At 66.4% G+C, this 26,042-nt stretch carries 21 protein-coding genes, 3 tRNA genes and 1 pseudogene; 12 read left to right on the forward strand and 13 right to left on the reverse strand.

Features of this window, described 5'->3' with window-relative positions:
* Positions 1-30: 30 nt before the first annotated feature.
* Complete coding sequence (gene glgX / locus NF557_RS07360) at positions 31-2,151, reverse strand: glycogen debranching protein GlgX (protein WP_252623149.1); 2,121 nt, start codon at positions 2,149-2,151, stop codon at positions 31-33.
* Positions 2,152-2,283: 132 nt separating this feature from the next.
* Between glgX and NF557_RS07365 the strand changes: the two genes are divergently transcribed.
* The 5 genes from NF557_RS07365 (at position 2,284) to NF557_RS07385 (ending at position 4,489) form a co-directional block, all read left to right on the forward strand.
* Complete coding sequence (locus tag NF557_RS07365) at positions 2,284-3,060, forward strand: SDR family oxidoreductase (RefSeq protein WP_252623152.1); 777 nt, start codon at positions 2,284-2,286, stop codon at positions 3,058-3,060.
* A gap of 67 nt (positions 3,061-3,127) precedes the next feature.
* The gene (locus tag NF557_RS07370; RefSeq protein ID WP_252623154.1) at positions 3,128-4,147 is read left to right on the forward strand and encodes a YihY/virulence factor BrkB family protein; all 1,020 of its coding nucleotides are present in this window, start codon (positions 3,128-3,130) and stop codon (positions 4,145-4,147) included.
* Between the two features lie 75 nt (positions 4,148-4,222).
* Positions 4,223-4,295, forward strand: a tRNA-Gly gene (locus NF557_RS07375).
* A gap of 26 nt (positions 4,296-4,321) precedes the next feature.
* Positions 4,322-4,392 (forward strand) — tRNA-Cys (locus tag NF557_RS07380).
* 22 nt (positions 4,393-4,414) lie between these two features.
* Positions 4,415-4,489 (forward strand) — tRNA-Val (locus NF557_RS07385).
* A 98-nt stretch (positions 4,490-4,587) separates the two neighbouring features.
* Here the strand turns inward: NF557_RS07385 and NF557_RS07390 are convergent.
* From NF557_RS07390 to istA, 5 genes are all read right to left on the reverse strand, one after another.
* Entirely contained in the window at positions 4,588-4,797 is a 210-nt protein-coding gene (locus tag NF557_RS07390; RefSeq protein WP_143783239.1) for a helix-turn-helix domain-containing protein, read from the reverse strand.
* 338 nt (positions 4,798-5,135) lie between these two features.
* A complete protein-coding gene (locus NF557_RS07395; RefSeq protein WP_252623157.1) occupies positions 5,136-5,423 on the reverse strand; it encodes a hypothetical protein in 288 nt (95 codons plus the stop codon).
* Positions 5,424-6,003: 580 nt separating this feature from the next.
* Positions 6,004-6,720: an IS21-like element helper ATPase IstB gene (gene istB, locus NF557_RS07400; protein WP_252623160.1), complete on the reverse strand. Its 717-nt coding sequence runs from the start codon at positions 6,718-6,720 to the stop codon at positions 6,004-6,006.
* Positions 6,635-7,216, reverse strand: a complete 582-nt coding sequence (locus tag NF557_RS07405) for a hypothetical protein (protein ID WP_252623162.1) — start codon at positions 7,214-7,216, stop codon at positions 6,635-6,637. Before NF557_RS07405 ends, istB (NF557_RS07400) begins: the two co-directional genes overlap by 86 nt.
* Positions 7,204-8,442, reverse strand: coding sequence for an IS21 family transposase (gene istA / locus NF557_RS07410; RefSeq protein ID WP_252623165.1), 1,239 nt, complete (start codon positions 8,440-8,442; stop codon positions 7,204-7,206). Before istA ends, NF557_RS07405 begins: the two co-directional genes overlap by 13 nt.
* Before the next feature lie 868 nt (positions 8,443-9,310).
* Between istA and NF557_RS17790 the strand changes: the two genes are divergently transcribed.
* On the forward strand, positions 9,311-9,556 hold the full coding sequence (locus NF557_RS17790; RefSeq protein ID WP_370584228.1) for a PH domain-containing protein: 246 nt from the start codon (positions 9,311-9,313) through the stop codon (positions 9,554-9,556).
* A 58-nt stretch (positions 9,557-9,614) separates the two neighbouring features.
* On the opposite strand, the gene NF557_RS07415 is transcribed toward NF557_RS17790, so the two are convergent.
* Positions 9,615-10,016, reverse strand: a complete 402-nt coding sequence (locus NF557_RS07415; protein WP_252623168.1) for a hypothetical protein — start codon at positions 10,014-10,016, stop codon at positions 9,615-9,617.
* A gap of 782 nt (positions 10,017-10,798) precedes the next feature.
* Positions 10,799-11,263: a PH domain-containing protein gene (locus NF557_RS07420; RefSeq protein WP_252623171.1), complete on the reverse strand. Its 465-nt coding sequence runs from the start codon at positions 11,261-11,263 to the stop codon at positions 10,799-10,801.
* Between the two features lie 319 nt (positions 11,264-11,582).
* On the opposite strand from NF557_RS07420, the gene NF557_RS07425 reads away from it, so the two are divergent.
* Complete coding sequence (locus tag NF557_RS07425; protein WP_252623174.1) at positions 11,583-11,720, forward strand: hypothetical protein; 138 nt, start codon at positions 11,583-11,585, stop codon at positions 11,718-11,720.
* Positions 11,721-11,767: 47 nt separating this feature from the next.
* Here the strand turns inward: NF557_RS07425 and istB (NF557_RS07430) are convergent, their stop codons facing one another.
* Both istB (NF557_RS07430) and NF557_RS07435 read right to left on the reverse strand, forming a co-directional pair.
* The gene (gene istB / locus NF557_RS07430; protein WP_252623177.1) at positions 11,768-12,544 is read right to left on the reverse strand and encodes an IS21-like element helper ATPase IstB; all 777 of its coding nucleotides are present in this window, start codon (positions 12,542-12,544) and stop codon (positions 11,768-11,770) included.
* Positions 12,541-13,954: pseudogene (locus tag NF557_RS07435) on the reverse strand (Mu transposase domain-containing protein). Before NF557_RS07435 ends, istB (NF557_RS07430) begins: the two are co-directional and overlap by 4 nt.
* Before the next feature lie 533 nt (positions 13,955-14,487).
* Between NF557_RS07435 and NF557_RS07440 the strand changes: the two are divergent.
* The 4 genes from NF557_RS07440 (at position 14,488) to NF557_RS07455 (ending at position 22,073) form a co-directional block, all read left to right on the forward strand.
* Positions 14,488-14,658: a hypothetical protein gene (locus tag NF557_RS07440; protein ID WP_252623180.1), complete on the forward strand. Its 171-nt coding sequence runs from the start codon at positions 14,488-14,490 to the stop codon at positions 14,656-14,658.
* Positions 14,659-14,683: 25 nt separating this feature from the next.
* Positions 14,684-15,043: a hypothetical protein gene (locus NF557_RS07445; protein ID WP_252623183.1), complete on the forward strand. Its 360-nt coding sequence runs from the start codon at positions 14,684-14,686 to the stop codon at positions 15,041-15,043.
* A 975-nt stretch (positions 15,044-16,018) separates the two neighbouring features.
* The gene (locus NF557_RS07450) at positions 16,019-20,395 is read left to right on the forward strand and encodes an NACHT domain-containing protein (RefSeq protein ID WP_252623186.1); all 4,377 of its coding nucleotides are present in this window, start codon (positions 16,019-16,021) and stop codon (positions 20,393-20,395) included.
* 367 nt (positions 20,396-20,762) lie between these two features.
* Entirely contained in the window at positions 20,763-22,073 is a 1,311-nt protein-coding gene (locus NF557_RS07455) for an IS110 family RNA-guided transposase (RefSeq protein WP_252623188.1), read from the forward strand.
* A gap of 59 nt (positions 22,074-22,132) precedes the next feature.
* On the opposite strand, the gene NF557_RS07460 is transcribed toward NF557_RS07455, so the two are convergent.
* Positions 22,133-22,879 carry a hypothetical protein gene (locus NF557_RS07460; RefSeq protein ID WP_252623191.1) on the reverse strand — a complete coding sequence of 249 codons (747 nt, stop codon included), beginning with the start codon at positions 22,877-22,879 and terminating at the stop codon, positions 22,133-22,135.
* Positions 22,880-23,329: 450 nt separating this feature from the next.
* On the opposite strand from NF557_RS07460, the gene NF557_RS07465 reads away from it, so the two are divergent.
* A complete protein-coding gene (locus tag NF557_RS07465; RefSeq protein WP_252623193.1) occupies positions 23,330-23,743 on the forward strand; it encodes a helix-turn-helix domain-containing transcriptional regulator in 414 nt (137 codons plus the stop codon).
* A 6-nt stretch (positions 23,744-23,749) separates the two neighbouring features.
* Here the strand turns inward: NF557_RS07465 and NF557_RS07470 are convergent, their stop codons facing one another.
* Together NF557_RS07470 and NF557_RS07475 are read right to left on the reverse strand one after the other, a co-directional pair.
* Complete coding sequence (locus NF557_RS07470; RefSeq protein ID WP_252623195.1) at positions 23,750-24,187, reverse strand: hypothetical protein; 438 nt, start codon at positions 24,185-24,187, stop codon at positions 23,750-23,752.
* A 56-nt stretch (positions 24,188-24,243) separates the two neighbouring features.
* On the reverse strand, positions 24,244-25,407 hold the full coding sequence (locus NF557_RS07475) for a tyrosine-type recombinase/integrase (RefSeq protein ID WP_483414320.1): 1,164 nt from the start codon (positions 25,405-25,407) through the stop codon (positions 24,244-24,246).
* Between the last annotated feature and the right edge of the window lie 635 nt (positions 25,408-26,042).

Genomic DNA, 26,042 nt, shown 5'->3' on the forward strand with positions numbered 1-26,042 from the left:
GGACCTGCGGACCGTATGACGACCCGCGGGCTAGGCGAGACCCGGCTGGGGCGTTCCGGTCAGCACGATGACCGACCGGGGAGGAGCGGTGTAGGTCTGACCTGTCACCCAGTCCTCCTTGTGCTCCTCGCCCGTGGTGTCGAGGACCACCGACCACGTGGCGGCGTCGATGCCGTCCGGGATCGTAAAGTCGACCGACTCGTGGTGGGCGTTGAAGAGCAGCAGGAAGTGGTCGTCGGTGACGGGCCGGCCCATCCGGTCTGGCGCGGCGATGGCCTCGCCGTTGAGGAAGACCATGATCGAGCGGGCGAAGTGTGAACGCCAGGCGTCCTCGTCCATGACCAGGCCCATGGGGGCATACCAGACGATGTCACCCAGGTCGCTCTGCCCGCCGTGGTCCGCGTCACCGGCAAAGAACCGCCGGCGCCGGAAGACCGGGTGCTCCATGCGGAGCTTGATGACCCGGGTCGTGAAGTCGAGCAGGTCCTGCTGTTCGGTGTCCAGGCCCCAGTCCACCCAGGACAGCTCGTTGTCCTGGGCATAGACGTTGTTGTTGCCCAGCTGGGTGCGGCCCATCTCGTCGCCGTGCAGGAGCATCGGCACGCCCTGGCTGAGCAGGAGGGTGACCAGGAAGTTCTTCTGCTGCTTCAGGCGCAGCGCGTTGATCTCCGGATCGTCCGTCGGCCCCTCCACGCCGTTGTTCCAGGACCGGTTGTGGCTCTCACCATCCTGACCCGACTCGCCGTTGGCCTCGTTGTGCTTCTGGTTGTAGGACACCAGGTCCCGCAGGGTGAAGCCGTCGTGAGCGGTGACGAAGTTGATCGAGGCGATCGGGCGCCGGCCGCTGTGGGCATAGAGGTCGGAGGAGCCGGTGATCCGCGAGGCGAACTCGCCGAGGGTCGAGGGCAGACCGCGCCAGTAGTCGCGCACGGTGTCGCGGTAGCGGCCGTTCCACTCCGTCCACAGCGGCGGGAAGTTGCCGACCTGGTAGCCACCGTCGCCGAGATCCCAGGGCTCGGCGATGAGCTTGACCTGGGAGATCACCGGGTCCTGCTGGATGATGTCGAAGAACGCCGACAGCTTGTCCACCTCGTGGAACTGACGGGCCAGGGTTGCTGCCAGGTCGAAGCGGAAACCGTCCACGTGCATCTCGGTGACCCAGTAGCGCAGCGAGTCCATGATGAGCTGCAGGACGTGCGGGCTGCGCATCAACAGGCTGTTGCCGGTGCCGGTGGTGTCGTAGTAGTGCGACGGGTCGCTGTCCACGAGCCGGTAGTAGCTCTTGTTGTCGATGCCGCGGAAGGCAAGGGTCGGCCCGAGGTGGTTGCCCTCTGCCGTGTGGTTGTAGACCACGTCCAGGATGACCTCGATCCCCGCGACGTGCAGGTTCTTGACCATGGTCTTGAACTCGGTGACCTGCTGGCCCTGGGAACCGTGGGCGGCATAGCCGTTGTGGGGGGCCAGGAAGCCGATCGTGTTGTAGCCCCAGTAGTTGCTCAACCCTTGGTCCAGCAGGGTGCGCTCCTGGACGAACTGGTGGACCGGCAGCAGCTCCACGGCCGTGACCCCCAGTGACTGCAGGTGCTCGATGATCGCCGGGTGCCCGAGCGCGGCATAGGTCCCCCGGATGTTCTCCGGCACGTCCGGGTGCAGCATCGACAGCCCTTTGACGTGCATCTCATAGATGACGCTGTCGTGGTATTCGTGACGCGGGGGCCGGTCGTGCTCCCAGTCGAAGAACGGGTTGACCACCACCGACAGCATCGTGTGCCCGAGCGAGTCCTCCTCGTTGACTGAGTCAGGAGCGTCGAAGTCGTAGGAGAAGACCGGCTGTTCCCCAGAGACCTGCCCGTCGAAGGCACGGGCGTAGGGGTCGAGCAGCAGCTTGGCCGGGTTGCACCGGTGGCCCTCATCGGGGGCGTAGGGCCCGTGCACGCGGAAGCCATAACGCTGCCCGGGCTGGATCTGCGGGAGGTAGCAGTGCCAGACGTGGGCGTCGACCTCCGTCAGCGGGACCCGCGTCTCGCTCCCTTCGTCGTCGATCAGGCAGAGGTCGACGTCGGTTGCGACCTCGGAGAAGATGGCGAAGTTCACGCCGGTGCCGTCGTAGGTGGCACCCAGCGGGTAGGGCTTGCCGGGCCAGATTTCCATCAGGTTCTTTCGTCAGGGGGATGCGCGGAGCGGACCACGCTGTCGGCTACATCATTGTCCAGTATGCCGGGGGGCCGGGCCTGCCGACCGCTACGGTGGGTGCTTCGGCATGGCTGACGAGGGAGACGCCGCATGGGCCAGGAGAGCACCGCTTCGATCACAGGGCGCTTCGAGGGGCGGGTGGCTCTGGTCACCGGGGCGAGCCGGGGGATCGGTCTGGCCGTCGCCCGGCGCATCGTGCAGGAGGGCGGCCGGGTCTGTGTGACCGGGCGCAAGCAGGAGGGTCTGGACGCGGCGGTCGCCGAGCTCGGTGGCGACACGGCGATGGCGGTTGCGGGTTCTGCCGACGACCCGGACCACCAGGACGCGACCGTGGCCGCGGTGCTGGAGCAGTTCGGATCTCTGGACGTGCTCGTCAACAACACCGGCATCAACCCCTCATACGGCCCTCTCGCCCAAGCTGACCTGGGCGCCCTTCGCAAGATCCTGGAGGTCAACGTCCTTGCTGCCTTGGCCTGGACCCGCAAGGCTGTCGCGGCCGGTCTGGGCGCACCAGGTGGCGCGGTCGTCAACATCGCCTCGGTGGCCGGGCTGAAGCCAGCCGCCGGCATTGGCTTCTATGGGACCAGCAAGGCCGCGCTCATCCACCTCACGCAACAACTGGCAGCCGAGCTCGCCCCCGAGGTGCGGGTCAACGCCGTGGCGCCGGCCGTGGTGCGGACCCGGTTTGCGGGGGCGCTCTTCGAAGGCCGTGAGGCCGAGGTCGCCGCGACCTATCCCTTGGGACGCCTCGGCGCGCCGGACGACATCGGGGCGGCAGTGGCGTTCCTGGCCTCGGACGATGCGTCCTGGGTCACCGGCCAGACCCTGGTCGTGGACGGCGGACTCACTCTCAGTGGCGGCATCTGAGCGCAGGCAGCGTCGACACAGCCCGCCCGCCTCCCCCCACCCGGCTGATCGCCATACCGTAGGGGTCATGACGGTGCGGCGCAGGGTCTACAGGGTGCTTGCCCCGATCCCTGGTGCGCTTCCCGTCGCCCGGCTGGCGGTCGAGGTGTTCCGCGTCGCCTTCCGGTATCGGGTGACCGGCCTGTCGGCCGAAGCCGCCTTCTTCATGCTCCTGTGCCTGCCACCGCTGGTCCTCGGGCTGTTTGCCGGCGTGGGCTTCTTCGCCGGTCGCTTCGACCCGGGTGCCGTGGCCACGGTGACCGACACCATTGAGCAGTTCAGTGAGCAGTTCCTGACGCCCGAGGTGGTCAGCCAGATTATCGTGCCGACTGTCGAGGACACCCTGGCCGGAGGACGCGCGGACCTGCTGTCCATCGGCTTCCTGATCAGCCTCTGGTCCGGATCACGGGCGCTGCACGTCTTCATGGACGCGGTGCAGATCATGTATGCCCAGAGGGGCGAGCGCAGCATCGTGGGTGCCCGGGCGATGTCTTTGGGGCTCTACCTCGGGGCGGTCCTGCTGGCCGGCATCCTGGTGCCCCTGGCGATCATCGGCCCGGGGCTGCTGCACGAGTGGCTGCCCGCGCAGTTGGACGTCCTGGTGAACGCCTACTGGCCCGTGGTCGGCGGGCTGGCGCTCGTCGGGCTCACAGCGCTCTATCACTACGCGCCGAAGGAGAAGACGCCTTTCTATCGCGACTTCCCCGGTGCTGTCGTCGCTGCCGTGATCTGGGTGTTGAGCTCGCTCGGGCTGCGGGCCTGGGCGTCGGTGGCGGTGGGCGGCACGACGATCTTCGGACCGCTGACCGCTCCCATCATCGTGCTGATCTGGTTCTATCTGGTGGCGCTCGCGATCCTCATCGGTGCCGCCACCAATGCCGCGATCCGCAGGCTGTGGCCGACGGAGGACTATCGGGGGCCGATCGAGCGCGCGGGGGACTGGTGGGAGCAGCGGTCCAGCGAGCCGGCCCAGCCCCTCTCGCACATCGAGGACCGCCACGATCCTGAGCGTCTGCCCCGCCGACCTGGCCCCACGGGCCCCTCCTGACGCGCGGGATTTGGTGACTGGGCCGGACGTCGGATAATGTTCCGTGACGCCTGAGGGGAACACCTGAGGGAAGATGCGGACGTAGCTCAGTTGGTAGAGCGCAACCTTGCCAAGGTTGAGGTCGCCGGTTCGAACCCGGTCGTCCGCTCGGAGGCAACCACCACAATGCCTCACGGTGGAGTGGCCGAGAGGCGAGGCAACGGCCTGCAAAGCCGTCTACACGGGTTCAAATCCCGTCTCCACCTCGCAGATGCTCCACCTGGCCTAGGGCGATTGGCGCAGCGGTAGCGCGCTTCCTTGACACGGAAGAGGTCACTGGTTCAAACCCAGTATCGCCCACCATATAACCGCAGGTCAGAGGCCCTTTCGAGGGCCTCGACTTGTCTCCGAGGAACAAACGAGGAACAACGGCCGGGACCTTCTGGGTACCTCCGGGCCGCTCACCCAGCCCTCCGGCACCCGCCGACTGGTCGGGCGTCGATGAACCTCTCGATCGAGTCGAGCTTGATCCGCAATGTCTTGCGCCCGAGCCGTACGGCGTCGAGGTGCCCGTCGGCGATGTAGCGGCGCACGGTCTTCGTCGAGACCGCAAGGATGTCGGCCGCCTCGGTCAGCGACACGAGCTTGCGGGTGGTGATGGTGGCAGCCATGGTCTTCTCCTGGGTCGGTGGCGGCCCGTCTGGCCGCACTCATCCCCCAAGGCCGCGGAGTAACCATGAGTGGCCACCGGCGTCTCCTGCGGTACCACTTCTCTGGAGGAGCGGCCATCCTGAAGGGCGGCACGGACAACCCGCGAGGCGGAGGGCGTCCCGCGCATTCGCTTCCGCGTTGCTCACGGGAAGAGGCGACGACGGTGGCCCAGCGACGCCTCCGGGCGAACGGGCCAGCGGCATCCCCTCGACAGCCGCGCGATGCGGCAAACGCGTGCGTCACTGGCGGCGGATTGATGCACCTGCGGAACGAGCGACCCGCGGCAAGAGCGGACGTTCTACCGCTCCGCCAGCTGTGCACGAAGACGCCGAATCTCCGCGACGAGAAGCGGGAGGGCGTTGCGGGACTCTGCGATCAAGTCGTGAGTGGCGGCGTCCGCTGGCCCGTTGTCTCGAGAGATATAGAGGTCCTCGCGGCGGTCACCCTCCGCGCCAACCATGATGAAGGTGACGCTCGACATTTGATCACGACCTTCGACGGAGGAAGCCCACGGCGGCGGGTCGCCCGACTCGGATAGACGGCTTAGTCGCTCGAGCAGTTCGTCGTCGACCGCAGTTGAGTCCATGTACGACATTCTGGGGGCTCGGTAGGCGGCAGGGGAGGAACTGCCCAAACGCGGTTCGTTGCAGGAGCGGACGTCATCCGCGAGTCGGATACCGCTCGTCCCTGCCAGGCGGGATCAGCTTCGTCAACTCTCCGCATGCGGTGCAGCGATACTCGAGGCGGACCACGGTTCCGAAGAAGAGGCCCTCGGTGACGGCCCCACTGGCTGACGCGTCTTCAACGCGCTCGAACTCGTCGCGGCCACACCTGTGGCATCTCGCTCGGTCGGCACCGTTCATCTTGACATCATGGCGTCCGACGGTGCTCGCCGCACGCATTCAGAGCTGGGTCGCAGGTGCACTCGCAAGGCGGCAGATCCGGCGTTCTGAGTGCGGGGCCCTGCTGCTGTGCCGCCACACTAGATTCCATGAGCGCTCCGAAAGCCTGGCTGATCGGCGTGCTGCTAGCCCTAGTCTGGGTGTTGGTGCAGCGCTGGCGACTCGCGAGTTCTGGGAACCTGGGTCGATCAAGTGTCGCTTGCCAGCGTGATGGGACCACCGTGTTGCCACGAGCATGGGACCACCTGGATGTGTGAGTGAGCATCACTGGTCCTGCTCCTTGGTGTCAAGGCCGCCGCGCCGGTGGGAGTCGCGTTGCCGGTAGGAGGTGCCCTCGATGACGAGGGTGTGCGCTCCGGAGGTGAGCCGGTCGACGGCGGACTGGGCCAGCAGCGCGTCGCTGGTCATGGTCAACCACTCGGAGGGCTCCCGATTGGACGTCACGATCGTGCTGGCCCGGCGGTGCCGCTCCACGACAAGCTCGTAAAAGTCGTTGGTCTGGGTGGCATCCAGGGGGCGCAGGGCGAAGTCATCAAGGATGAGGACGTCGACGCGGGCGAGCTTGCGGAACTCGGCCTCCAGGGTGTTGTCGAGGCGGGCGGCCCGTAGCCGGGTGAACAGCTTGTCCGCCCGGGCGGCGTGCACGGACAGCCGCCGCCGGATCGCGATGTGGCCCAGCGCGGTGGCCAGGTGTGTCTTGCCGACGCCGACGGGTCCCAGGAGCAGGACGCCGTTGCCGGCCTCGGTGAAGGCCAGGGTGGTCAGGTCCGACAGCAGGGCACGGTCGTAGGTCAGGTCCTCCAGCTCGTCCCAGGACTGAAGCCGCATGGTGGGGTCCAGGCCCGCGGTGCGGGCGCGCAGCATCGCCGAGCGGGACTCCCGCCGGGTGATCTCGTCATCGAGGATGAGCTCCAGGAACGCGGCGTGGCCCATCTTGCGTTGCCGGGCCAGGGCGAGGCGTTCGGGCAGGGTCTGGGTCATCTGCCCGAGCTTGAGGGCTTTCAGGGTGCGGGTCAGGTCGGCGCCGACCGGGTCGGTCGGCCCGGACCGAGTGCCGCTGTCCGCCAGGGTGGTGGTGCTCATCAGTGGTCTCTTCGCGTGTGGTGGTGGCGGCTTGGCCGCCGGGGATGAGGGTGAGCTGGACCCCGCCAGCGCCGGTGTACTCGCCCGGGTCGCGGGCGAACCGTCCGCCGGGGGTGCCGGCCGCCGCCGGCAGGACCGGCTGGTGGTCTTCGGTGGCCTTGGCCAGCATGTTGGCGATCTTGGTGACGCTGACCACGTCCAGGTCCAGGTCCAGCGAGCGGGAGCAGGCTGTCTCCACGGGGTCGGGTCCGTAGCGGCGGACCAGGCCCAGGAGGCGGTACACCGAGCGCATCCTGGTCCAGGGCAGCGGGTCATCCAGCAGCCGCTCGGCGTAGATCCCGATGTTGGGTCCGTGCCCGGCGCAGGTGCCGATCAGCGCGGTCAGGTCCCGCATCGCGTACCCTGCCTTGTGCTCGGGCAGGTCCGCCCGGTCGGTGGACCGGCCACCAGCAGGTTGGCGGGGGTGGGTCTTGACCAGCTGCCCGCCGCCGGTGCCGGTGGAGTACAGCTTGACCAGCTGACTGTCGGCGCGGGCGTCCAGGTGCCGACCCAGGTGGCCTCGGGGATCGAGTACAGCGCCTTGGCGACCTCGACGTGGTAGTCGCGGTGGACCTTGACCCGGGTGAAGACGGGCTGGTCATACGGGTCAGGCACGGGCAGCAGCACCGGCGCTTCGAGCTGGGTGAACACCTCGGTCGGGCGGGCCTGGGTCGTGCCGTGGATCCGCATCCCGGCACGACCGGAGCACCAGGCCTCGGCGCGGGCCTGGGCGTCGGTCAGGTCGGTGAAGTCCTCGCCGGCCCAGAAGTTGCCGCGGACGAACTGCACCGCCCGCTCGACCCTGGGTTTGTCCTTGGGTGAGCGGACCCGGGCGGGGTCGGTGACGAACCCGGCGTGCTGGGTGTAGTCCAGCCACCCGGTGGACAGGCGCGGGTTGACCGGGTCGGCGTCGGTCACGACCGGTTTGAGGTTGTCCGGGACCAGGACTTTGAACACGCCACCGAAGAAGGCCCACGCGGCCTCACAGCCGGCGATCACCGCGGTCAGGGTTTGGGAGTAGGTCAACCACACGAACATGTGCCGCGACACCACGGCGGTGAAGGTCAACGCGTGGACCTTGCGGCGCCGCCCGTCTTCGTCGGTGAGGTAGCCCATGTGGCCGAAGTCGACCTGCAGCTCCACACCAGGCTCGCCATCATTGACCCGCACGGTGGTCTCCTTGGCCCGGTAGCCGCACCGCTGCGTGGCGAACCGGTGCAGCGTCCGGTACGGCACCACGACGCCCTGCCGGGCCAGGAGCTCCTCGATCTTCACGATCGACAGCGCCTTGGCGTCCTTCCCATCGCCCTTGACCCAGGCGGTGATCGCCTCCTCGCGGGCCGCCAGCAGCTCCCAGGAGGCGCCGTGCCCGCCCGGTCGCGCCGGGCGCACCGCCTCCAGGACCGCCCCGATCAGCTCGTCGTCGACCGTCGCCACGTCAGCGGAGCGGGCCAGCCCGGCCTCCTGCGCGGCCTGCACGTACCGGCGCACGGTCTTCCGGTCGACCCCGGCCCGCGCCGCGACGGTGCGTAACCCCGCACCACCGAGCCAACCACGTAACACTTCTCTGACCTCGATCACGCTGACCTCCCTGAATCCCATGCCCGCTGGACCTCCACGCCGACGACACTGACGAGGTGATCCAACGAGCCATCCGAGGACCCACCGGCAAGGCGCGCCGAGTGGTCCCATGACTGGCAACCCAGGTGGTCCCATGAACCTGGCAGAAAACCGCTCAGAGCGGTCCCATGCTCATGGCAGGCGACAATCAAGCACACGTTGGTCGGAACAGTACCTGCGGTCCTGATCGTCACGATTATTCGTGTCGTCCTGCAGCGTCGGGGCCGGGAACTGAGCGAAAGGACCCAGTGACTCAGGGAGGGAAGGGTGGATCGCCAAACCGTCCTTCCACTCGAACTCATTTCCGCTTAGGCGCGCGACATGCGGAAGTTGCAGATACTTCGTCGGATAGTAGAGCACCATCGCCTTGACGCTCGTGCCGTCACGGAGCTGGATCCAGCAGAAGGGGTGACCGTCATCAGATGCGGCGGTTGAACCCGAACGAGAAGGTGATCTTGTCGACTGCCTTCGTCATCGCAGTGGTGCTCATCGGTCTGCTCATCCGAGCCGTCAGCTGAGGTTGCGTGTCGAGCGAACCGGGGGCTAGTTGAGGACGCGGAGTGGATTTTGCGATCAGCCGCCGATGCGCGCGCACCTCGGATATTGCGTAGGGTGACGCCGATCGCTGAGGGAGGAGTGCGAGTTGCGGGAAGACCTTGGTGCACGAAGCACCTGGCGGCAACAGGGCAGGAAATGGCGCACGTTCGCTGGAGTATGGCTACCGGTCACCGGCATTCTCCTGATCGCGACATTTTTCATCGAGGACCTGCACTGGGGCGCGCGTCTGTCCGCCGTCAGCAACTTCATCGCTGGACTGTGCTTCGTGGTGATGGCCCGTAACGGGTCGTCGGCGGACGTCGACGGCATCGAGGTCACGCAACTCAGGACCAGGCGACTGCCATGGGCCACCGTCGCGGAGCTGAGTCCCAACGCCCCCGGCCGGTGGGCCACGACTGTTCAGGCGAGGCTCACGGACGGGACAACGGTCCCTCTGCCTGGTGTACCCGCTGCGGACCTGCCTCGCTTAGAAGAGCTGCGCGCTGGTCAGGCTGGGCCGACCAGCACTGGATGCTGATGACGACCGCCATCCCCAAGACCACGGTGCGGGTGGTTATGCACATGATCGTGCCGGACTAGCCTCCATCTGACAGGAGTCGGGTCAGGTCCTTCTCCATCGCGCGCGCGCCCGAAGTGGCTGCGTCCAGGCCTGAGGCCATCCGGCCCGCAGAGCCTCCTGCTACCTGGCCGTCCTGGTCAGGTACCGACCACGCCCACATCCTGCCGAAGCTGTCTCGAACGCGCACGGCCGCACCCTGTTCTCCCCCCAGGATCTCGGCGATCATCGGCCACTTCCTCCTCGGTACGAGATAGGCGCCCCACAGCCGCGTCCACAGCCGTGACCCGCGGACGAGGTGAGTGTTCCTTGGGTCGGGTTGCCAGCCGTCTTCGATCAGCCGCTTGCGGGCCTCGCCCTCGGACAGCGGCGTGGACACGGTGAAGTTGATGAACTGGCCAGACGCCTCCTTGCTGAGCACGAGCTGCTCCTCCTTCGTCGCGAACTAGTCAGGGCAATGTTCGCAGGCAGAAGCAAATCGGACACCCTGGGCGCGGGGGCAGCGGATGGTGCGGGCAGTGCTCGAGCGGCCTGCGCGACGGCGGTCCGTTGTGGGCTCTACTGGGACGCGTGGATCCGCCTGGTGGCCTTGAAGTGCCAAGCGCTGACAACGGTCGAGACAACACCGTAGGTCGTGATGGCAAGGGCCAGGGCTCTGTCTTCGCTGATGAAGAGGAGCAGCGCTACGCCCACGAGAAGGACGAATGCCGATCCAATCAGAAGGCCTAACCAGCCCGCCGAAGGGACCCGTGAGTTGGCACCGAACAGGGGTCGATTCTTGGGTGGCATGAGCCGAGAGTGGCAGCGCCCATGAATCGCCGCAACAGTGAACGTCATCGCCTACAGGTTGCGCAGCGCGGCAGAGAGGGGCGCTCGTGACCCTGGCTCTGCAAGACTCCCGGCATGAAGCCTCCCCAGCGTGTCGTGCATCTGCTGGTGCCCGCGGTGGTCGCCGCCGCCCTGGGGTTTGCTCTCGTATTCACCACGCTCAGGGGAACCGTCGAACCGGTCCTCGGGTGGTCCCTGGCCGTGCTCCTCTACGCCTTGGCTATTGCCCTGACCGTAATCTTGGTGCGCCTCGTGATCCGCGCGGCACCAACGCGAAGGAGTGGTCCAGGCATCGATCCCCGGTCTGACCGCTAGACATCACGCTCGCAGGGCGGCATGTGCGTGCGCGATCGCCCCCGACCTACGACGCGTGGTTCATCCCTCTGGGCCGGATCCTCCCTTGTGCGCCCACGAGCTCAGTGCTTCCAGGTCGTCGACGGGCACGCCGGGCAGCACCACCTCGCGTTCATCCAGCAATATGGCAAGGAGGTGGGATGCCCACCGATCGTCTCTGTCGGCGCGAATCTCCCTGACATCATCCCACGTGAGACGGGTAACATTCCACCGATCGCGAAGGATGAGGCCTTGCTGATCGACAGTTGTGCCGGTGGAGCCAGCGAACCAAAAGTAGGTTGCGTACATCATCCAAAAGACGCCTGCCCCCAACCAGAACCAATCGGTCCAGGACCATGAACCCGTCAATAATGGCTGGATGACCACCAAGAGCAGGAAGATGCACGTCCAGACTGCCAGTCCCAGCGCGAACCACCGTGCGCGCGGTTGCAGCATCCAGCGCTCACGATCCGCGTCGCGAACCGAGCGGCGTTGGCCGAGTCCCATGACACCATCCTGCCAGTGAGCCAGCTGTTCACCGGCCCGAACAGGAGCCTCGGCAGCAGGGTTGGGCTGGAGGAGCGAGTTGCGCCCCTCACCAGACAGTCCTCGCTAACCGGCCCCTGTGGAAACGGGCTACGGCAGTTCAGGATGTTGGCGACCGCTCAAAGCTAGGGGCAGACGACTGGCCAGGGGGCCCATGCATTAACGTCCATGGGCTGACGAAGGTGCGGTCATCCGTTCGAGGCGAGGTGTTCTGGATCCTCGTCGCTGTCATCGTGCTCGCGATCCTCGGCGGTGCCTTATCCCACGTTGGATTGAAGGCATGCTCTGGGTGATCGGTTCGGCCATCGTGACGCGCCAGATCTGGGAGCCGACGCCAATCAAGACGGCACTGGTGGTGACTGCGCCGGCTGTTCTCATCGTGATGGTGGTCAGCTACGTGTGTCAATGGCCAGTTTGAGGTCCCCGGTTTTGGCCAGGTGAAAGTCCCCACCCTCTGCGGGTTGATCAGGGGGTCAGGTGCGCACCTCCTCGGCGTTGACGGGCTTGGCGCATGCGGTAGGACTGGCCGGTGGTGATCACAGTGGTCGCGTGGTGCAGCAGCCTGTCGAGGAGGGACACGGCGGTGGTGTGCTCGGGCATGAATCGTCCCCAGTCCTCGAAGCTGTGATGTGAGGCCAGGCCGAGGGCGCGGCGTTCGTAGGCAGCTGCCACGAACCGGAATAGCAGCTGGGCGCCGGTGTCGTCCAGCGGGGCGAAGCCCACCTCATCGATCAAGATCAGCTCGTTGCGCAACAGCGCTTCGATGTGCTTGCCGACGGTGTTGTCGGCCAGCCCTCGGTAGAGGGTCTCGACCAGGTCCGCCGCGGTCAGGTACCGCACCCGGTGGCCAGCGACGACGGCGGCGTGACCGAGCGCGACGAGGGTGTGGGACTTCCCGGTGCCGGCCGGCCCGATCATGACCACGTTCTCTGTCGCGGACACCCACTCCAAGCTGGCCAGGTAGGCCCAGGTCGGTGCTGGGATCGAGGACGCGGCCAGGTCGAACTCCTCGATGGTCTTGATGACCGGGAAGCCGGCTGCTTTGAGGCGGGTCCGTTCGTTGGAGGCGTCCCGGGCGGCGACCTCGGCCTCGACCAGCGCGCGCAGGACCTCTTCCGGGGTCCATCGTTGGGTCTTGGCCGTGACGAGCAGCTCGGGCGCGAGCTGACGCATCGTGGCCAGCTTGAGGCGGCGCAGCCCGGCGGTCAGGTCCGCGTCCAGGACCGGCGGGGTGGTACTCACGAGGACACCGCCTGCGCTGTGAGGGTGGGGGCGTACTCGGACAGGGAGCGTCTCGAACTGGTGGGCAGGTCGACGATGAGGGCTTCCCCGGCCGCACGCGGGGTAGGCACGCCGGTGCCGGCGGCCAGGATGGAGCGCACGTCAGCTGCTTTCCACCGCTTGAACGCGACCGCTCGTTCCAGGGCGGTGATCATCGCTTCGGTGCCGTGGGCCGCGGTCAGGGTGTTGAGCTCGGCCAGCTCGTGGCCCAGGCGGGTGTGCCCAGCACCGGCGGCGCCAGCGATGAACGCTTCGGCGGCGGGGCCGAGCGCGCAGAACTCTTTCTCCGCCGCGGTGCGCGGCCGGATCGCGCGCACCGGCGCAGCTGGGCGAGCACTCCCGTAGTGCTCATCCAGCACCGACGCCGCCCCGGGTGCGACCATGTCGTGCTGGGCGTGGATCTGCCCGGTGCCAGGGTCGATGACCAGAACGTGGGGGCCGTTGACGAGTACGGCGACCTGGGAACCGACCAGAGCGCTCGGCACCGAGTAGCGCGCCGAGTTCAGGCGGATCGTGGACAGCTTGTCGACCTTGCGTAGTACCGGCGCGGGAGCCAGGGACGGACGTAGGGAGGGCAACGGCGTGAGCAGCTCGACCTCCGTAGCCAGGCGGTCGGCTGGGACCGCGCTGATCTCTGAGTGCAGAGCGCCGTTGACCTCTTCGCACCAGGACGCGGCGCGTTCGTTGGCGGCGACCCTTGGACGCCGGATCAGCTGCCTCACAGAAGTCCGGGCGGAACCGGAAAGCGGTGGCGAAGCGGACGTACTCCGGTGTGGGCACGACCCGGTTGGCGACGACCCCACCTTTGAGGCAGCCCATCCGGTCCGCGAGGACGACTTTCGGTGTCCCGCCCAGGACTTCGAAGCACTCGGCCAGCATGGCCATCGTCGTGGTCGCCTTTTCGTCGGCGGCGAAGCGCACGAACCGGAACCGGGACCAGGCCAGCACCGCGCAGAAGACGTGGACGCCGGCGATGACGCCCCAGTCGATGGCCAGGTGCTCACCCGGGGACCAGACCGCGGGCCGGTGGGTGCGGCCGTGCTCGGCCCGGTAGGTCTTCTTCTCCTGCGCGACGAGGCGGCGGAAGTTCCGGTCCGAGCCCGTATACCCGGCCGCGCGGGCCTTGGGCAGCAGCCGCTTGGCGCTGATCCGCCCCCGTGAGGTCTTCATGCTTTCAGTCACGAGCTCGCGAACAGCCTCATAGTTCGCCGCACGCGGCTCCCGCACGGGACGGACAATCCCGGCGGCGTGGCGTTCCACGACGCGCTTGACGGTCTTGTGGGTGGTGCCGCACACATCGGCGGCAGCTCGGTAGGTCCCGAGCTCGTTATAAGCGGTGATGATGTCCAACTCTTCCCTCATGTTCTTCAATGGAACTCCCTGGGCGGTGCGGTGACTGGCTTAGACACCGACACCGTCACCGCTCAGGGGCTCAACTCATGGACGACACGAGCAGAGGGTGGGGACTTTTACTTGGCCACCAGCGGGGACCTCAATTGGCCACCAGTGGGGACTTTGCCACGGCCATGGACATACGTGCTTCAGCGCCGTGGTGGTGGTCGAGACACCGATGAACGAGGTAAGCCACCTAGCGATGCCAGCGAATAGCTGTACCGATTGATCGAGGACTACCTCCTGGGCGTCGACGGCGTGAGCGTGTCAGTCTCGAAAACCACCATCACGTTCAAGGGACGCCGTCGAGGGTTCGCTGGCGCACGACCCAGCCTCCGCGGAGTCCAGGGCTACCTCGACCTCACCCGCCAACTGGAGAGCGACCCACGGATCATCCGCGGCATCACCGCGTACACCACCTCAAGTCGTGAGGACCCCCACCCTGGGGGCAGTTGAGTGCTTGCCAACCTGGCCGCGGTAGCGTGTGGGGTTAGTCGAGGGAGGAGACGCCAGTGACGCGCATGAAGCCCACTGCCCTCATCGGTCTTGGCGGCATGCTGGCCGGGTTAGGGGCGCTCACCTCGCTAGTCTTCGACTTCGCGCCGGCACTGATGGTCGGCGTGCTGGGGCTCCTAGTCGGAGGAGCGGGCTTCTTGCGCTTGACACGTGGTGATGAGAACTGATCGACACCGTGAAAGGGGTTGAGTGGTGAGCGCCGAGCGTGGCAACCAGCCAATCCTCCTGGCGGCAGGCAGCGCGTCTGCGGCTGTCGGTTCTGTCAGGCTCCCTGACATGAAACCGCCGAGGCGCATCGTCCGTCTCGTGGTGTCCGCCGTGGTGGCCGGTGTCTTGGGGTTCGGTTTCGTGTTCGCGACGCTTCGGGGCACCGTCGAACCGATCATCGGGTGGTCCCTGGCGGTGCCGCTGTACGCCTTGGCCATTGTCCTTCCCGTCGTCCTGGTGCGTGCTGTGATCCGCACGTCACCGACCCGACACAACGGTTCAGGCATCAATGCCCGGCCTGACCGCCAGACGGCTTTGGCCAACGGCTATGGGGGTGACACGTGAGCAGAAATGCCTCGGGCGCGGGTGTTCCACGGAGGATGGTCCTGCTGATGCTGGCAGTCGGGGCACTTATGTTTGTGGGAGTACCTCTGCTCGTGGCCACCGTCGAACGGCCGTTGGTTCTCTACATACTTGGCCTTCTTCTTCTGGTTGTGCTTGCCTGCAGCGTTCCGTTGTTTGTTCTCGTTCGTAGGGAGCTACGAGACAAGGGCGCGTCACAGAGCCAAGACGCTAAGCCGCTGTAGTTCCTTAGGTCCGGCCACGGTCCAAAAGCGTGCTGCGGAGCACCTGACCGCCGGGTGGCGGGACTTCGATGAGGAATTGGACCCTCAGGTCGTCTTTCGCTGGCCGAGCAACGCGGGTGTGCTCGATCCACAACGGACGGTCCCGGCAATGTCGGACGCGCCGGAGGCTAGCGTCCTCCTGGCGGCGGATGGGTACGTCTGTGCGCCCATAGTGACGGCGCTGCCCTCGGCGCACCGCGGCGCGGTACGTTCCCCTTGTGGACCCTGTGACGATTTGTCGTAGTGGCCGTGGCGGTCCCGGTCCTCGGGCTGCTCCTGGTCGTGCTCTGGTGGAGTCGTCAGGAAGCTCGACGTGTGAGGTCGGGTACCGAGAACTCGCAGCCTGCCTCGCTGCGTAACCCCGCCCAGGACCGCCGCCGCAGGAACGCTCGTCAACGGGGTCTCATGGGCTGAGCTGCCCTGGCGGAACACAGTCCGAACGCGGCAGATGCGTGCCTGCGCAGCCCGCGCCACGCGCGGCGGTTAGACGCACCTGTCACCGTGCGTGCAGCAGACTCCGCGCGTCTGTGCCCACCCTCTGGCGACCCTCCACTAGTCTGCGATCAATATCGCCCTTCGGCGTTCGACGTTGAAATGATCTGGGGTTCATGTGTCGCCTAGGCCTGGTGGGGAGACGGACAAGCTCGGAAACAGGTACGAGCTTGCATGGGCTATCCGTCATGCCTTCTACTGCATGCTTGACGACCGACGGGCGTTGACCGCGGAAGACATCGACATCGAGGTCGGAAGAGGTTCCGAGTTCACCTACGACACCGGACTCGTCACCGAGGCGCACCAGTTAAAACGCCAGAACGGCAACAGCAACAGTTGGACCGTCAAGGCGCTGGCCGATCTGAAGATCTTCGAGGCGGCTGCGAAGCACGTGGCGGCGGGCCGGCGTTACCACTTTGTCTCCCTTGTGCCGTGCCGGCCGCTACAAGAATTGTCCGAACGCGCTCGCAAGTCGGCAGATCTAGCGAACTTCACCGACTGCTGGCTCACCGGAGGGCTGACGCCAGTCTTTGACCAGCTGTCGGCAGCAGAGGTCCTGGGCAGTCCTCAAGCAGCCTGGGACACGCTTCGCGGAATGTGGTTCTCGGTTCAAGACGAGTACGACATCATCCGCATGAACAGCATGCTGGCCGAGTGCAACCTCAGTGGTGCTAGCGGTCACCTAATGTCTCTTGCTGTTGGCGACATCCTCCTCGACAACCTTGGCAAGCGGCTGACTCGAACAGAACTGTTGGCCCTACTCGCTGAACAGGACATCAAGCCGCTGGCACGCGGGTCGCATCAGACGGCGCACGAGCAGGTGCTGGCGATCACCAACAGCTGGCGCCAGTCCGTTCAGCGTGAACTCCTGCAACCGCCGATTGAGCGCGCAGAGGGCACCCAACTTGTCGAGGCTCTCGATCTGGACCGGATCGGGCTCATCGCAGGTACAGCTGGTGGCGGGAAGAGCTCTGTTCTGGAACAGGCTGTCGCCTCGCTTGAATCGACCGGCGCCGAGGTCCTGGCGCTGCGATTGGACCGACTTGACCCGTTCGCGTCGACTGCCGACCTGGGTCGTCAGCTCGGGATCGAAACCTCTCCCGCGGTCGCCCTGGCGTTGGCGGCCGACGATCGCGCCGCCTACCTCGTCATCGACCAGCTCGACGCGGTGAGTCTCGCTTCCGGACGTATGCCGGAGAGTTTCGACGTCGTCATGGATCTCATCGGCGAAGCGTTGTCCGTGAGCGGCATGCGCGTTGTTCTGGCATGTCGCCAGTTCGACATCGATAACGATCACCGGATCCGCGCGTTGGCGTCTCGCACCGACGTCACCAGAGTGGAGGTCGGCCTACTGTCGGCGGAGGATGTAAAAGCGGCTGTGACGAGCATGGGTCTCGACCCGACGCACCTGAGTCCATCGCAGCGTGTCCTTCTGCAGACGCCGCTGCACCTCGTGCTCCTGCAAACGATCTCGTCTCAGGCTGACGCGCTGGCGTTCCAATCGAGGGGTTCTCTCTTCGAAGCCTTCTGGGAGCGCAAGCGGCAAGCGGCGCGTGCGCGGCGACAAAACGTCCGATTCAACGACGTGGTCAGTCGGATCGCCAACGCCGCGAGCGACCGGCAAGTGCTGTCTGTCCCGATCGAGATCCTGGACGATGAGGACCTTATCGAGGACGCCAACGTCCTTGTCTCAGAACATGTGCTTGCGCGGGACGGCGGTCGAATCGCGTTCTTCCACGAGACGTTTTTCGACTATGCCTTCGCCCGACAGTGGGTGTCCCGGGCGGAGTCGCTCGTCGACTTCCTACTCCGTGACGAGCAGGAACTGTTCCGCCGCGCCCAGGTGCGCCAGATCCTGCAGCATCTCTACCAGCGGGAGCCGGACAGTTTCCGCGCCGAGGCCGAAGCAGTACTAACCGCTGACGACATCCGATTCCACATTAAGGAGACCGTGCTCGCCGTCGTGGCCGATCTTGTTGCGCCAACGACTTCCGATGCCGAACTGATGCTGCGGGTCGCCGCGACCCATCCGCGCTTCGAACGCCGGCTCTGGCAGCAGTTGCGCCGACCACAGTGGTTCGCGCGCTTCTATGAAGATGGCCAGATCGCTGCTTGGCTCGACGGCCCGGATGAGGACATGCGGAATCACGCGCTGAATACGATGGTTAGCGCCGTCAAGGAGCACCCGGTATCCATCGCCGCCCTGCTGGGGGACCGCAAGACCGCGCCGGAGTATCTCGACTGGATGCGCTGGGTCAGCCGCTTTGCTGATGTCTTTCAGAACCGCCAATTGTTCGATCTGGTGCTCGAAGTCGTCCGGCAAGGCGCCTACGACGCCGCAGAGCATGAACTCTGGCTGACGGCGCACGACCTGGCTAAGCACGAGCCACTCTGGGCGATCGAGCTGCTGCAGGCTCGGCTGATCGATCATGTCGAGGCCATGACGCTCAACGAGGGCGGCCAGGTGGCTGTGCTCGGCATGCGGGAGTACGGCGCGGCTGAACTCGTAAAGGACGCCGCCAATGCTGAGCCGTTGGCATTCGTGCAGACCATGGTGCCGTATCTCCGCCAAGTTATGGCCGCCACCGCGATGGAGCCTCTCGACGACGAGCCGATTCGCGATCAGCACTTCAGCGCCCGCTTCGAGATCGATGACCTCGACGTCCGCGAGCTTGACGACGCCGTGCTGGCGGCGTCGGTCCGCTCGCTGGAGACGCTGGCAAAGACCGACCCTGAGGCGATCAGGAGCCTTCTCGACCAGTTGGCCGCTGACCCCTACGACGGATCACAGTTCCTGCTCTACCGAGCTTTGTCAGCGGGCGGCGAGCACTTCGCCGGCTGGGCGGCGAGCCTCTTGCTCGAAGGCGGCCGGCGTCTCGACTGCGGCTACATCTCAGATTCCGATTGGGTTGCGCGGGAGCTTGGCAGGGCGATTGCGCCACACGTGACCGACGAGATCCACCGGCAACTCGAGAACTTGTTTCGAGACTTGCGCAACGAGTACGAGAGTCGTCACAGCTCGGGACGTTCGGCCTTTACGTTCCTGTCCGCCCTTGAAGAGTCGCGACTCACCCCGGCAGGACGACGACGCCTCGGGGAGTATCAACGGAAGTTCGAGGAGGACGCGCCTGCGAAGCCACGCGGCATCACCAGTGGGTTCATCGGTTCACCGATAGCCCCCGACGCCGCTCAGAAGATGACCGATGCGCAGTGGCTGAGCGCGATGGCAAAGCACGACTCTGACAAGACGAACTGGAGCACCTTCACCGGGGGAGCCCGTGAACTGTCCAACGTACTGAAGGATCAAGTTGCTGCTGACCCAGCGCGCTTCGCACGGCTGGCCCTCCAGCTGACCCCCGAGTTCAATGCGGCGTACACCGATGCGCTGCTCATGGGCTTTGGTGACGCCGACGTGAGCGATGGCACCGGACCGCTGATCTTCGAAGCCGTCCGTCACATCGCGTCGCTGGGACAGGCAGACAACGATCGGTGGCTCGGGATGGCGCTGCGGAAGTATTACCGCGAGGTGCCCCTTGACCTGGTTGAACTGATCCGAGACCGCACTCTGCACGCCCCAGACCCGACCGACGCTTCCCCAGTGATCATTCGCGATGGCACGGACGGACAAAGTGCTGCGGACATGCGCATGAACGGCATGAACACGGCGCGCGGAAGTTTGGCAGAAGCGCTCGGCGACCTGTTGATCACCGACAGTGACGGCCAGCGAACTCTCCTGGTCGTGCCATACCTCAGCGCGATGGCCAGCGACCCGGTGCTAAGCGTTCGCTCGTGTGTTGCACACACCCTGGCCGCCTCACTCCGGCATGCTCGCCCAGAGGTCCTGACGGCGTTCTCAACCCTGATCGATGCTGACGATCGTCTCCTCGCCGCCGGGTTCGTACAGCAGCTGATGCTCTACATCGGCAACGTGAATCCCGAGGTCATCGATCCGGTCATTCAGCGCATGCTGGCTTCGGAGGACGCCGAGGCTCGTGAGGCCGGTGGCGCCATCGCGGCGTTCGCGGCCCTGGAGTGGGATCGCCCAGTCCTTATGCAACAAGCACTGTCTGGGGACCTCCGTGTCCGCAAGGGTGTCGCGCAAATCAGTGCTGGGCGTGTCGACCGCACCTCTAACGCCGAGCTGGCCACGGCAACCCTGATCCGCTTGATGAACGACGACGCGGATGAGGTCCGTAAGGAGGCGGCTGCAGTGGCGCCGCACCTTCGCGAGCACCCGCTCCAGCCGTTCGTTCAACTGCTGACGGCCCTGATCGACTCGCCGTCTTACGACCACGCCACGCCGCAGTTGCTGCTTACGCTGCAGTACGCGCCGGACAAGGTCGATGAATTGGTCTTGAAGGCTGCACAGCGGTTCGTTGATGTCTTCGGGAACGACGCCGCTGACATTCGTACCGGAGCAGCCGGAGACGCCCACTACATCAGTGAGCTGGTGGTACGTGGACTAGCGCAGTCCCGGGACCGTACCCATCGAGCGGCGCTGCTCGACGTCTTGGACCTGCTCCTTGAGCTGGGCGTCTACGGCATTAATGACGCCATAGCGGAATCAGAGCGGATCTAGCTAAAGGCACACGATCAGCCGGGCGAAACGCCTATGACTGCGGGGAGCGCTGTAACCACCACTCGGGGCCACCCAACGATGGTGCGGTCAACCTTCAACCCACATGACCCTGCTCAGCCGCATCAATCTGGGCTGCTAGAGACTGGACGCAGGGTCGGTGTCTGGCCAGACTCGATCTAGGTGCTCGACGGGACGCTCTCTTTTGGGCTGCCCACCCTCGCTCCTGTGGGTGTGGCTCACTTTCGGTCTGCTGCCCGTCGGGCGCCGCTGACGAGGCGTGGCTCAAGAAGGGACTGCCCTGCTCGTAGTAGCACTGCCCACCTCGCCGTCCACATTTCGGTACGAGCGTCAGGTTGGGATGAAGAACATGGGACAGGTCATCATCGGGGTTGATCCCCACAAACTGTCGGCCACCATCGAGGTCGTCGACCAGCAGGAGAAACTGCTGGGTGCAGGGCGGTTCAGCACCGACCAAGCCGGGTACGCGGCGATGCGCACGTACGCGAAGTCGTGGCCCGATCACATCTGGGCGGTGGAGGGCGCCAACGGTGCCGGCCGCCCCCTGGCGCAACGGTTGCTCGAGGCCGGTGAGCACGTCGTGGATGTGCCGGCCAAGCTCGCTGCACGGGTCCGGCTCTTTGACACCGGGCACAACCGGAAAACGGACGCCTTGGATGCGCATTCGATCGCGATGGTCGCGGTCCGCACCCACGGGTTGCGGGTGTTGAAGGTCGACGGCCAGCTCGAGGCGTTACGGATGTTGGCCGACCGGCGGGAGGCGCTGACCCGGCGACGGGTCGCCGTGGTCAACCGGCTGCAGGCGCTGCTGGCCGAGTTGCTTCCCGGACAGGCTAAGAAGGACATCACCACAGGTCAGGCCAAGAAGCTGCTGGTCAGCGTGCGGCCACGAGACGTCGCAGGGAAGACCCGTCGGCGGATCGCGGCCGAGGAACTGGCCGAGCTGGTCGCCGTGGAGGCCAAGATGAGGAAGGCCACCGCCGAGCTGAAAACCATGGTGTTGGCCCGGGGCTCAACGCTGATGGACCTGCACGGTGTGGGCCCGGTGGTCGCCGCGCGGGTCCTGGCGGACGTCGGTGATATCGCCCGGTTCGCCGACCGGAACCGGTTCGCGTCCTGGACCGGGACTGCACCGCTGGATGCCTCTTCCGGGGAGCAGAACCGGCACCGTCTGTCTCGGGCCGGGAACCGGCGGATGAACCACATGATCCACATCGCCGCGGTCACCCAGCTGCGGCTGGACACCGAGGGCCGGGCCTACTACCGGCGCAAGAGAGCCGAGGGCAAGAAGCCGATGGAAGCCCTGCGCTGCCTCAAACGCCGGATCTCAGATGCCATCTACCGGCAGCTGGTCACCGACGCTCAACGCGTGACCGAGGCACGGCTCGAGGCGGGTCCGGGAGGGCACTGCGGGGCGTCACATGATTCCAGCGCGGCCGGCTCGCACCCGCGCACCGGCACTTCGGATCAGCCACTTCCCGGACCCGCACCCTCGACGCTACCGCTCACCGCGACCACTGGAAAGCCCCGCCCGGGACCGGCTCCTCAGCACCCGCGTCGACGTGCCGGAGCCGTCAAGGTGGAGCGCCCCACCGGACGAACGACCTTGACGGCGACAAGCGTTGGCGCACACTCAAAAGAGCCGATCCCCACCCCTTGACAACAGAAGGGAGCCGAAGTGAAGCACTCTCTCGCGTGTGACTCGCACGTCGAGCCCGGTCACAGAGTCGACCGACGGAACGCTTCGAGGTCGGTGACGGCCTTGGCTGCACGGCGACGGACCGTCCGTGCCGACGCTGCGTAGTCGTCGGCGACCAGCTCAGCCACCGAGGGGGTCATCAGGCCACCCCGGCCCCGTCGTGCGGGTACGTTCAGCCGGGCCGCCTCGTGTGCGACGTCCATGAGCAGGGCCCGGTCTTCGCGCGTCAGTGCGCCCATCTCGACAGCGTCCTCGAGAAGCGCAGCCAACTCGCACTCGGGGTCCGGCCCGGCATCTACGTCGGGCACGTCCGGGACCGAGCCCATCGGGACCGCCGATGCCCAAACGCGGTCGCGACGCACCGCTGCGTCACCGACTCCGAGGTCGGCCATCACGTCGCGCCGAGTCCGGGCTAGGAGCGTGGCTGCGACGCGCCGCGGTGGGTCGCCACGGTAGGTCCGGACCGTCAGCCACAGCTGTCCGGCGACGAGAGCGTCGATGTCGGGGGAGAGGTCGGCGAGCTGCCGGGCCAGGTTCACCGCGCCCGGGACCAGGAGCCAGGTGATCACGGAGACCGCCTCCACATAGTGTGCGGCCGTCCGCGCGAGAGCCGCCAGCACCTCATCCCGTGCTTCCGGTGAGGCCTGACTCAGCCAGGGCGGCAGGTCGAGCAGGTCCGCGACGACCGAGAGGGCCGGTTGGATCCGGCCCCAGTCCTGCCAGTGATCCCGTGCCCACCGCAGCGGGGGTCGGTCGTGTGTGTCCACCCCAAGACAGGTCGCTACGCTCATCGTCGTCTCCTTCCACACCGGGTCGATGTGGCCCAGACGATGACGTGAGGACGCTCCCGGATTCGTCCCCCCCAAGCGCCCACAACGGCGTCCCCCGCAACCGCCTGGCCCGCGTCCGTCGTTCCAGTGGCCGACGTTTCCGCAGGTCACAGCCCGCCCCCACCGCTCCCGGGAGCGTCCCCCCCGGATGTGGGCGAACCTTCCCACCCAACCGCCCATGTCACGTATCGCCGCAGGTCAGAGCCGCGCCCCCAAGAAAGTCGAGCACGTCCCCAAGAAAGTTGGTGACGGAGAGGTGGTGCGGGGCCACGTCGAGGCCCACGACGGCTGCTCAGTCCAGCGGCCAGCGGCGAGAGGGCACTCCTCGACCAGGCCTGTACGTAGCATTTATGTTACGCTGGCTGGGTGATCAGGAAGGTGAAGGGTATGAGCAAGCACACCGCGTTCTGGGAGGACCTGAGCCGCGACCTCCAGGACCCGGAGTTCCTCCGCGATTACGTCGTCGAGTCCATGCGCATCTCGACCATCGACTCGGTCGTCAACGCCATCGACGACGCGCGCGAGGCTGCGGGGATGTCCAAGGCCGAGCTGGCGCGGGCCATCCAGAAGGAACCAGCGACCATCCGTCGCCTTCTGTCCTCCGAGAGCTCCAATCCGACCCTGGGCACGCTGGCCGAGGTGGCGGCAGTCCTCGGGCTGCGCATCACCGTCGAGCCCATCCCCGAGGCCGAGCGCGGTCAGATCACCCAGCCGTTGCTCGAAGGTCGGGCAGCTGACCCGATCAAGCTTGCCGAGCACCTGACCACGTTGCGTAGGCCCAGAACGAGGCTTCCCGCCTGACGGCCGTCAGATCACGGACCGCGGGTTCCGCTTTCGGTACTCCGCTCCCATCCTGCGGACCGTGGCGTAGTCAGCATCCGACAACGTCGTCCGGAACGGCTTGTCTCGCCCGTCGACGACAACCAGGAGCGGTTTGTCCTCGCCCTTGGCCTCGTAGTCGAGGAGGCAGAAGAGCCGGTAGTGGTGACGTCTCGGCCCGTCCATCCGCACCTCGAACCAGCCGCTCATGTCACCCTTCATCGCCTCCCAGTAACCGCCGCCGGCGAACCGCTTCGGTGGAGCGGCTGCGACGGCCACCAGGGCGGCGCGCATCTTGGCGCGCACGCCGGCCGGGTAGGAGTTGAGCGCATCGCGGCCGGGAGCACGCCGGTCCGGGTCGTCGTCCTTGTGACGCTGGAAGAAGACGATCGCATGCGCATCGTCCGACGAAGGCGCAGTGCGCACCGCAGGTGCCTTCGACTTCGGCGTGGACGCCTTGCGGCGACCACGCCGGTCAGGACTCATCCGAGAGCCGTCCTGTCGTGCAACTCCGACAGCCGACGCGCGATCTCGGCGTCGCGGTCGGCGGCGGCGTGCTGGTAGCGCATCGCCGCGCCGGGGGTGGAGTGGCCGAGCCGGCCCATGAGCTCGGCAAGGGTTGCGCCGGTCTGGGCCGCGAGGACGGCGCCGGTATGGCGCAGGTCGTGCCAGCGCAGGTCCGGGCGGCCGGCGGCCTTCCTCGCTGGGTAGTAGACCTTGTAGAGCGTCGACGGCGCCATGTGCCGGTCACTGTCTGCCGCGGCGGAGAAGAGCAGCGCGTCCTTGCCGGACGCGGTGTGCTGAGACAAGTGCGCCTTGACCGTGGCGAGCAGATGTGGCGGGATCGCGACGTCGCGCACGCCCGCATCGCTCTTGGGTGGGCCGATGATGAACTGGCCGCCGACTCGCACGACGCCACGACGGATCTTGACCCGCCCGGTCCGCAGGTCGATGTCACCGCGGCGTAGCTCGGCCAGCTCGCCGAAGCGCAGCGCACACCAGGCAGCGAGCAGCGCCATCAGCCGGTAGCGGTCGGGCAGCTCCGTGACGATCGTCTCGAGCTCCGACAGCGTCGCCGGCTCTACGTGGTGGGCGCGCCTGGCGTTTCCGGCGCCGCGGATGTGAGCCGGGTTGTACGGGATGAGGGGAGTGGGCCGCACGGAGGCGGCCCCGGCGAGGATCGTGCGCAGCAGGCTGTACGCCTGTGCCCTGACGGTGTCCCGGCCCGGAGCCACCTGGTCGTACCAGGCGTTGACGTCCTCGTGTGTGATCCGGTCGATGCGCTCCTCGCCGAACGTGGGATAGATGAACCGGTCCAGCAGCATCCGATACTGCTGACCGGTCGTAGGGCGCAGCTCGCGGCCACGCGTCCGGCGGGTCTCCAGCCAGAGTTCGGCGTATGCGCGGAACGTCGGGAACTCCCGTCGCCGTGCCCCGTGGGCAGCGGCCTGTGGCGCCCACACCTCCATCCCGATCTCGGCTCGGCGCGCGGACAGCCAGGCGATGGCGTCGTCCTTGGCGTCGAACGTCATCGGCGCCCGGTAGAGACGACCGTCGGGGCCGGTGTAAGCAGCCCGGTAGCGCCCAGACTTGAGCCGCTCTACACGCCCGAACCCACGTCTGGAGCGATGGTCGGTGCGAGTCAACTTGTGTCCTCCCAGTATCGCCTTTCGAGGAATATACGAGGAACAACGGCGTCAATACCTGTCCAGACCCGTCCAGCTATGTCCCTTGCCGATATGCCCTCTGACCTGCGAGTTTATCATCAAAGTGGACGGTGAGGAGGGGTCTGTGGTAGCCCCCTCTCTCAAAAGTTCAAACCCAGTATCGCCCACTCAAAGAAACCCCCTCTGACCTGCGAAAACGGTCGAGGGGGTTTCGCGTGGGGGGACTACGGGGGGAATGACATCGGTGACGCGCGCCCCACCACCACCCGAGAAGTGACCGATGCCGGGGTTGCAACCGAGGTGGGCCATCCCAGTGGGGGACGGCTGTCACCGCTGTAAACAGGCTTGAGCCCGCGTGCAAGGACTGCCGCCGGGATCGACGAGCGTGCTGTCGACTTCTACCCCCACGCGCCAGCTCAGCGAAGCGGGCGGGACACCCACTCAGCCGAACTCAAATTCGGTCTCCTCTGCGTGCACGGCGCACACGCGGTGCCCGCGCGCGCTCGACCGCCTCGATCAAGAAGACGGAGGAGACAGTCCAGGCAAGAGCCAGGCCTGAGTTCCCCGATCCCCGGCTAGGCGGGGATCGAGCCCGCCACCGAATGGCTCTCCTG

It is taken from the genome of Ornithinimicrobium cryptoxanthini, assembly GCF_023923205.1.
Lineage (GTDB): Bacteria > Actinomycetota > Actinomycetes > Actinomycetales > Dermatophilaceae > Ornithinicoccus > Ornithinicoccus cryptoxanthini.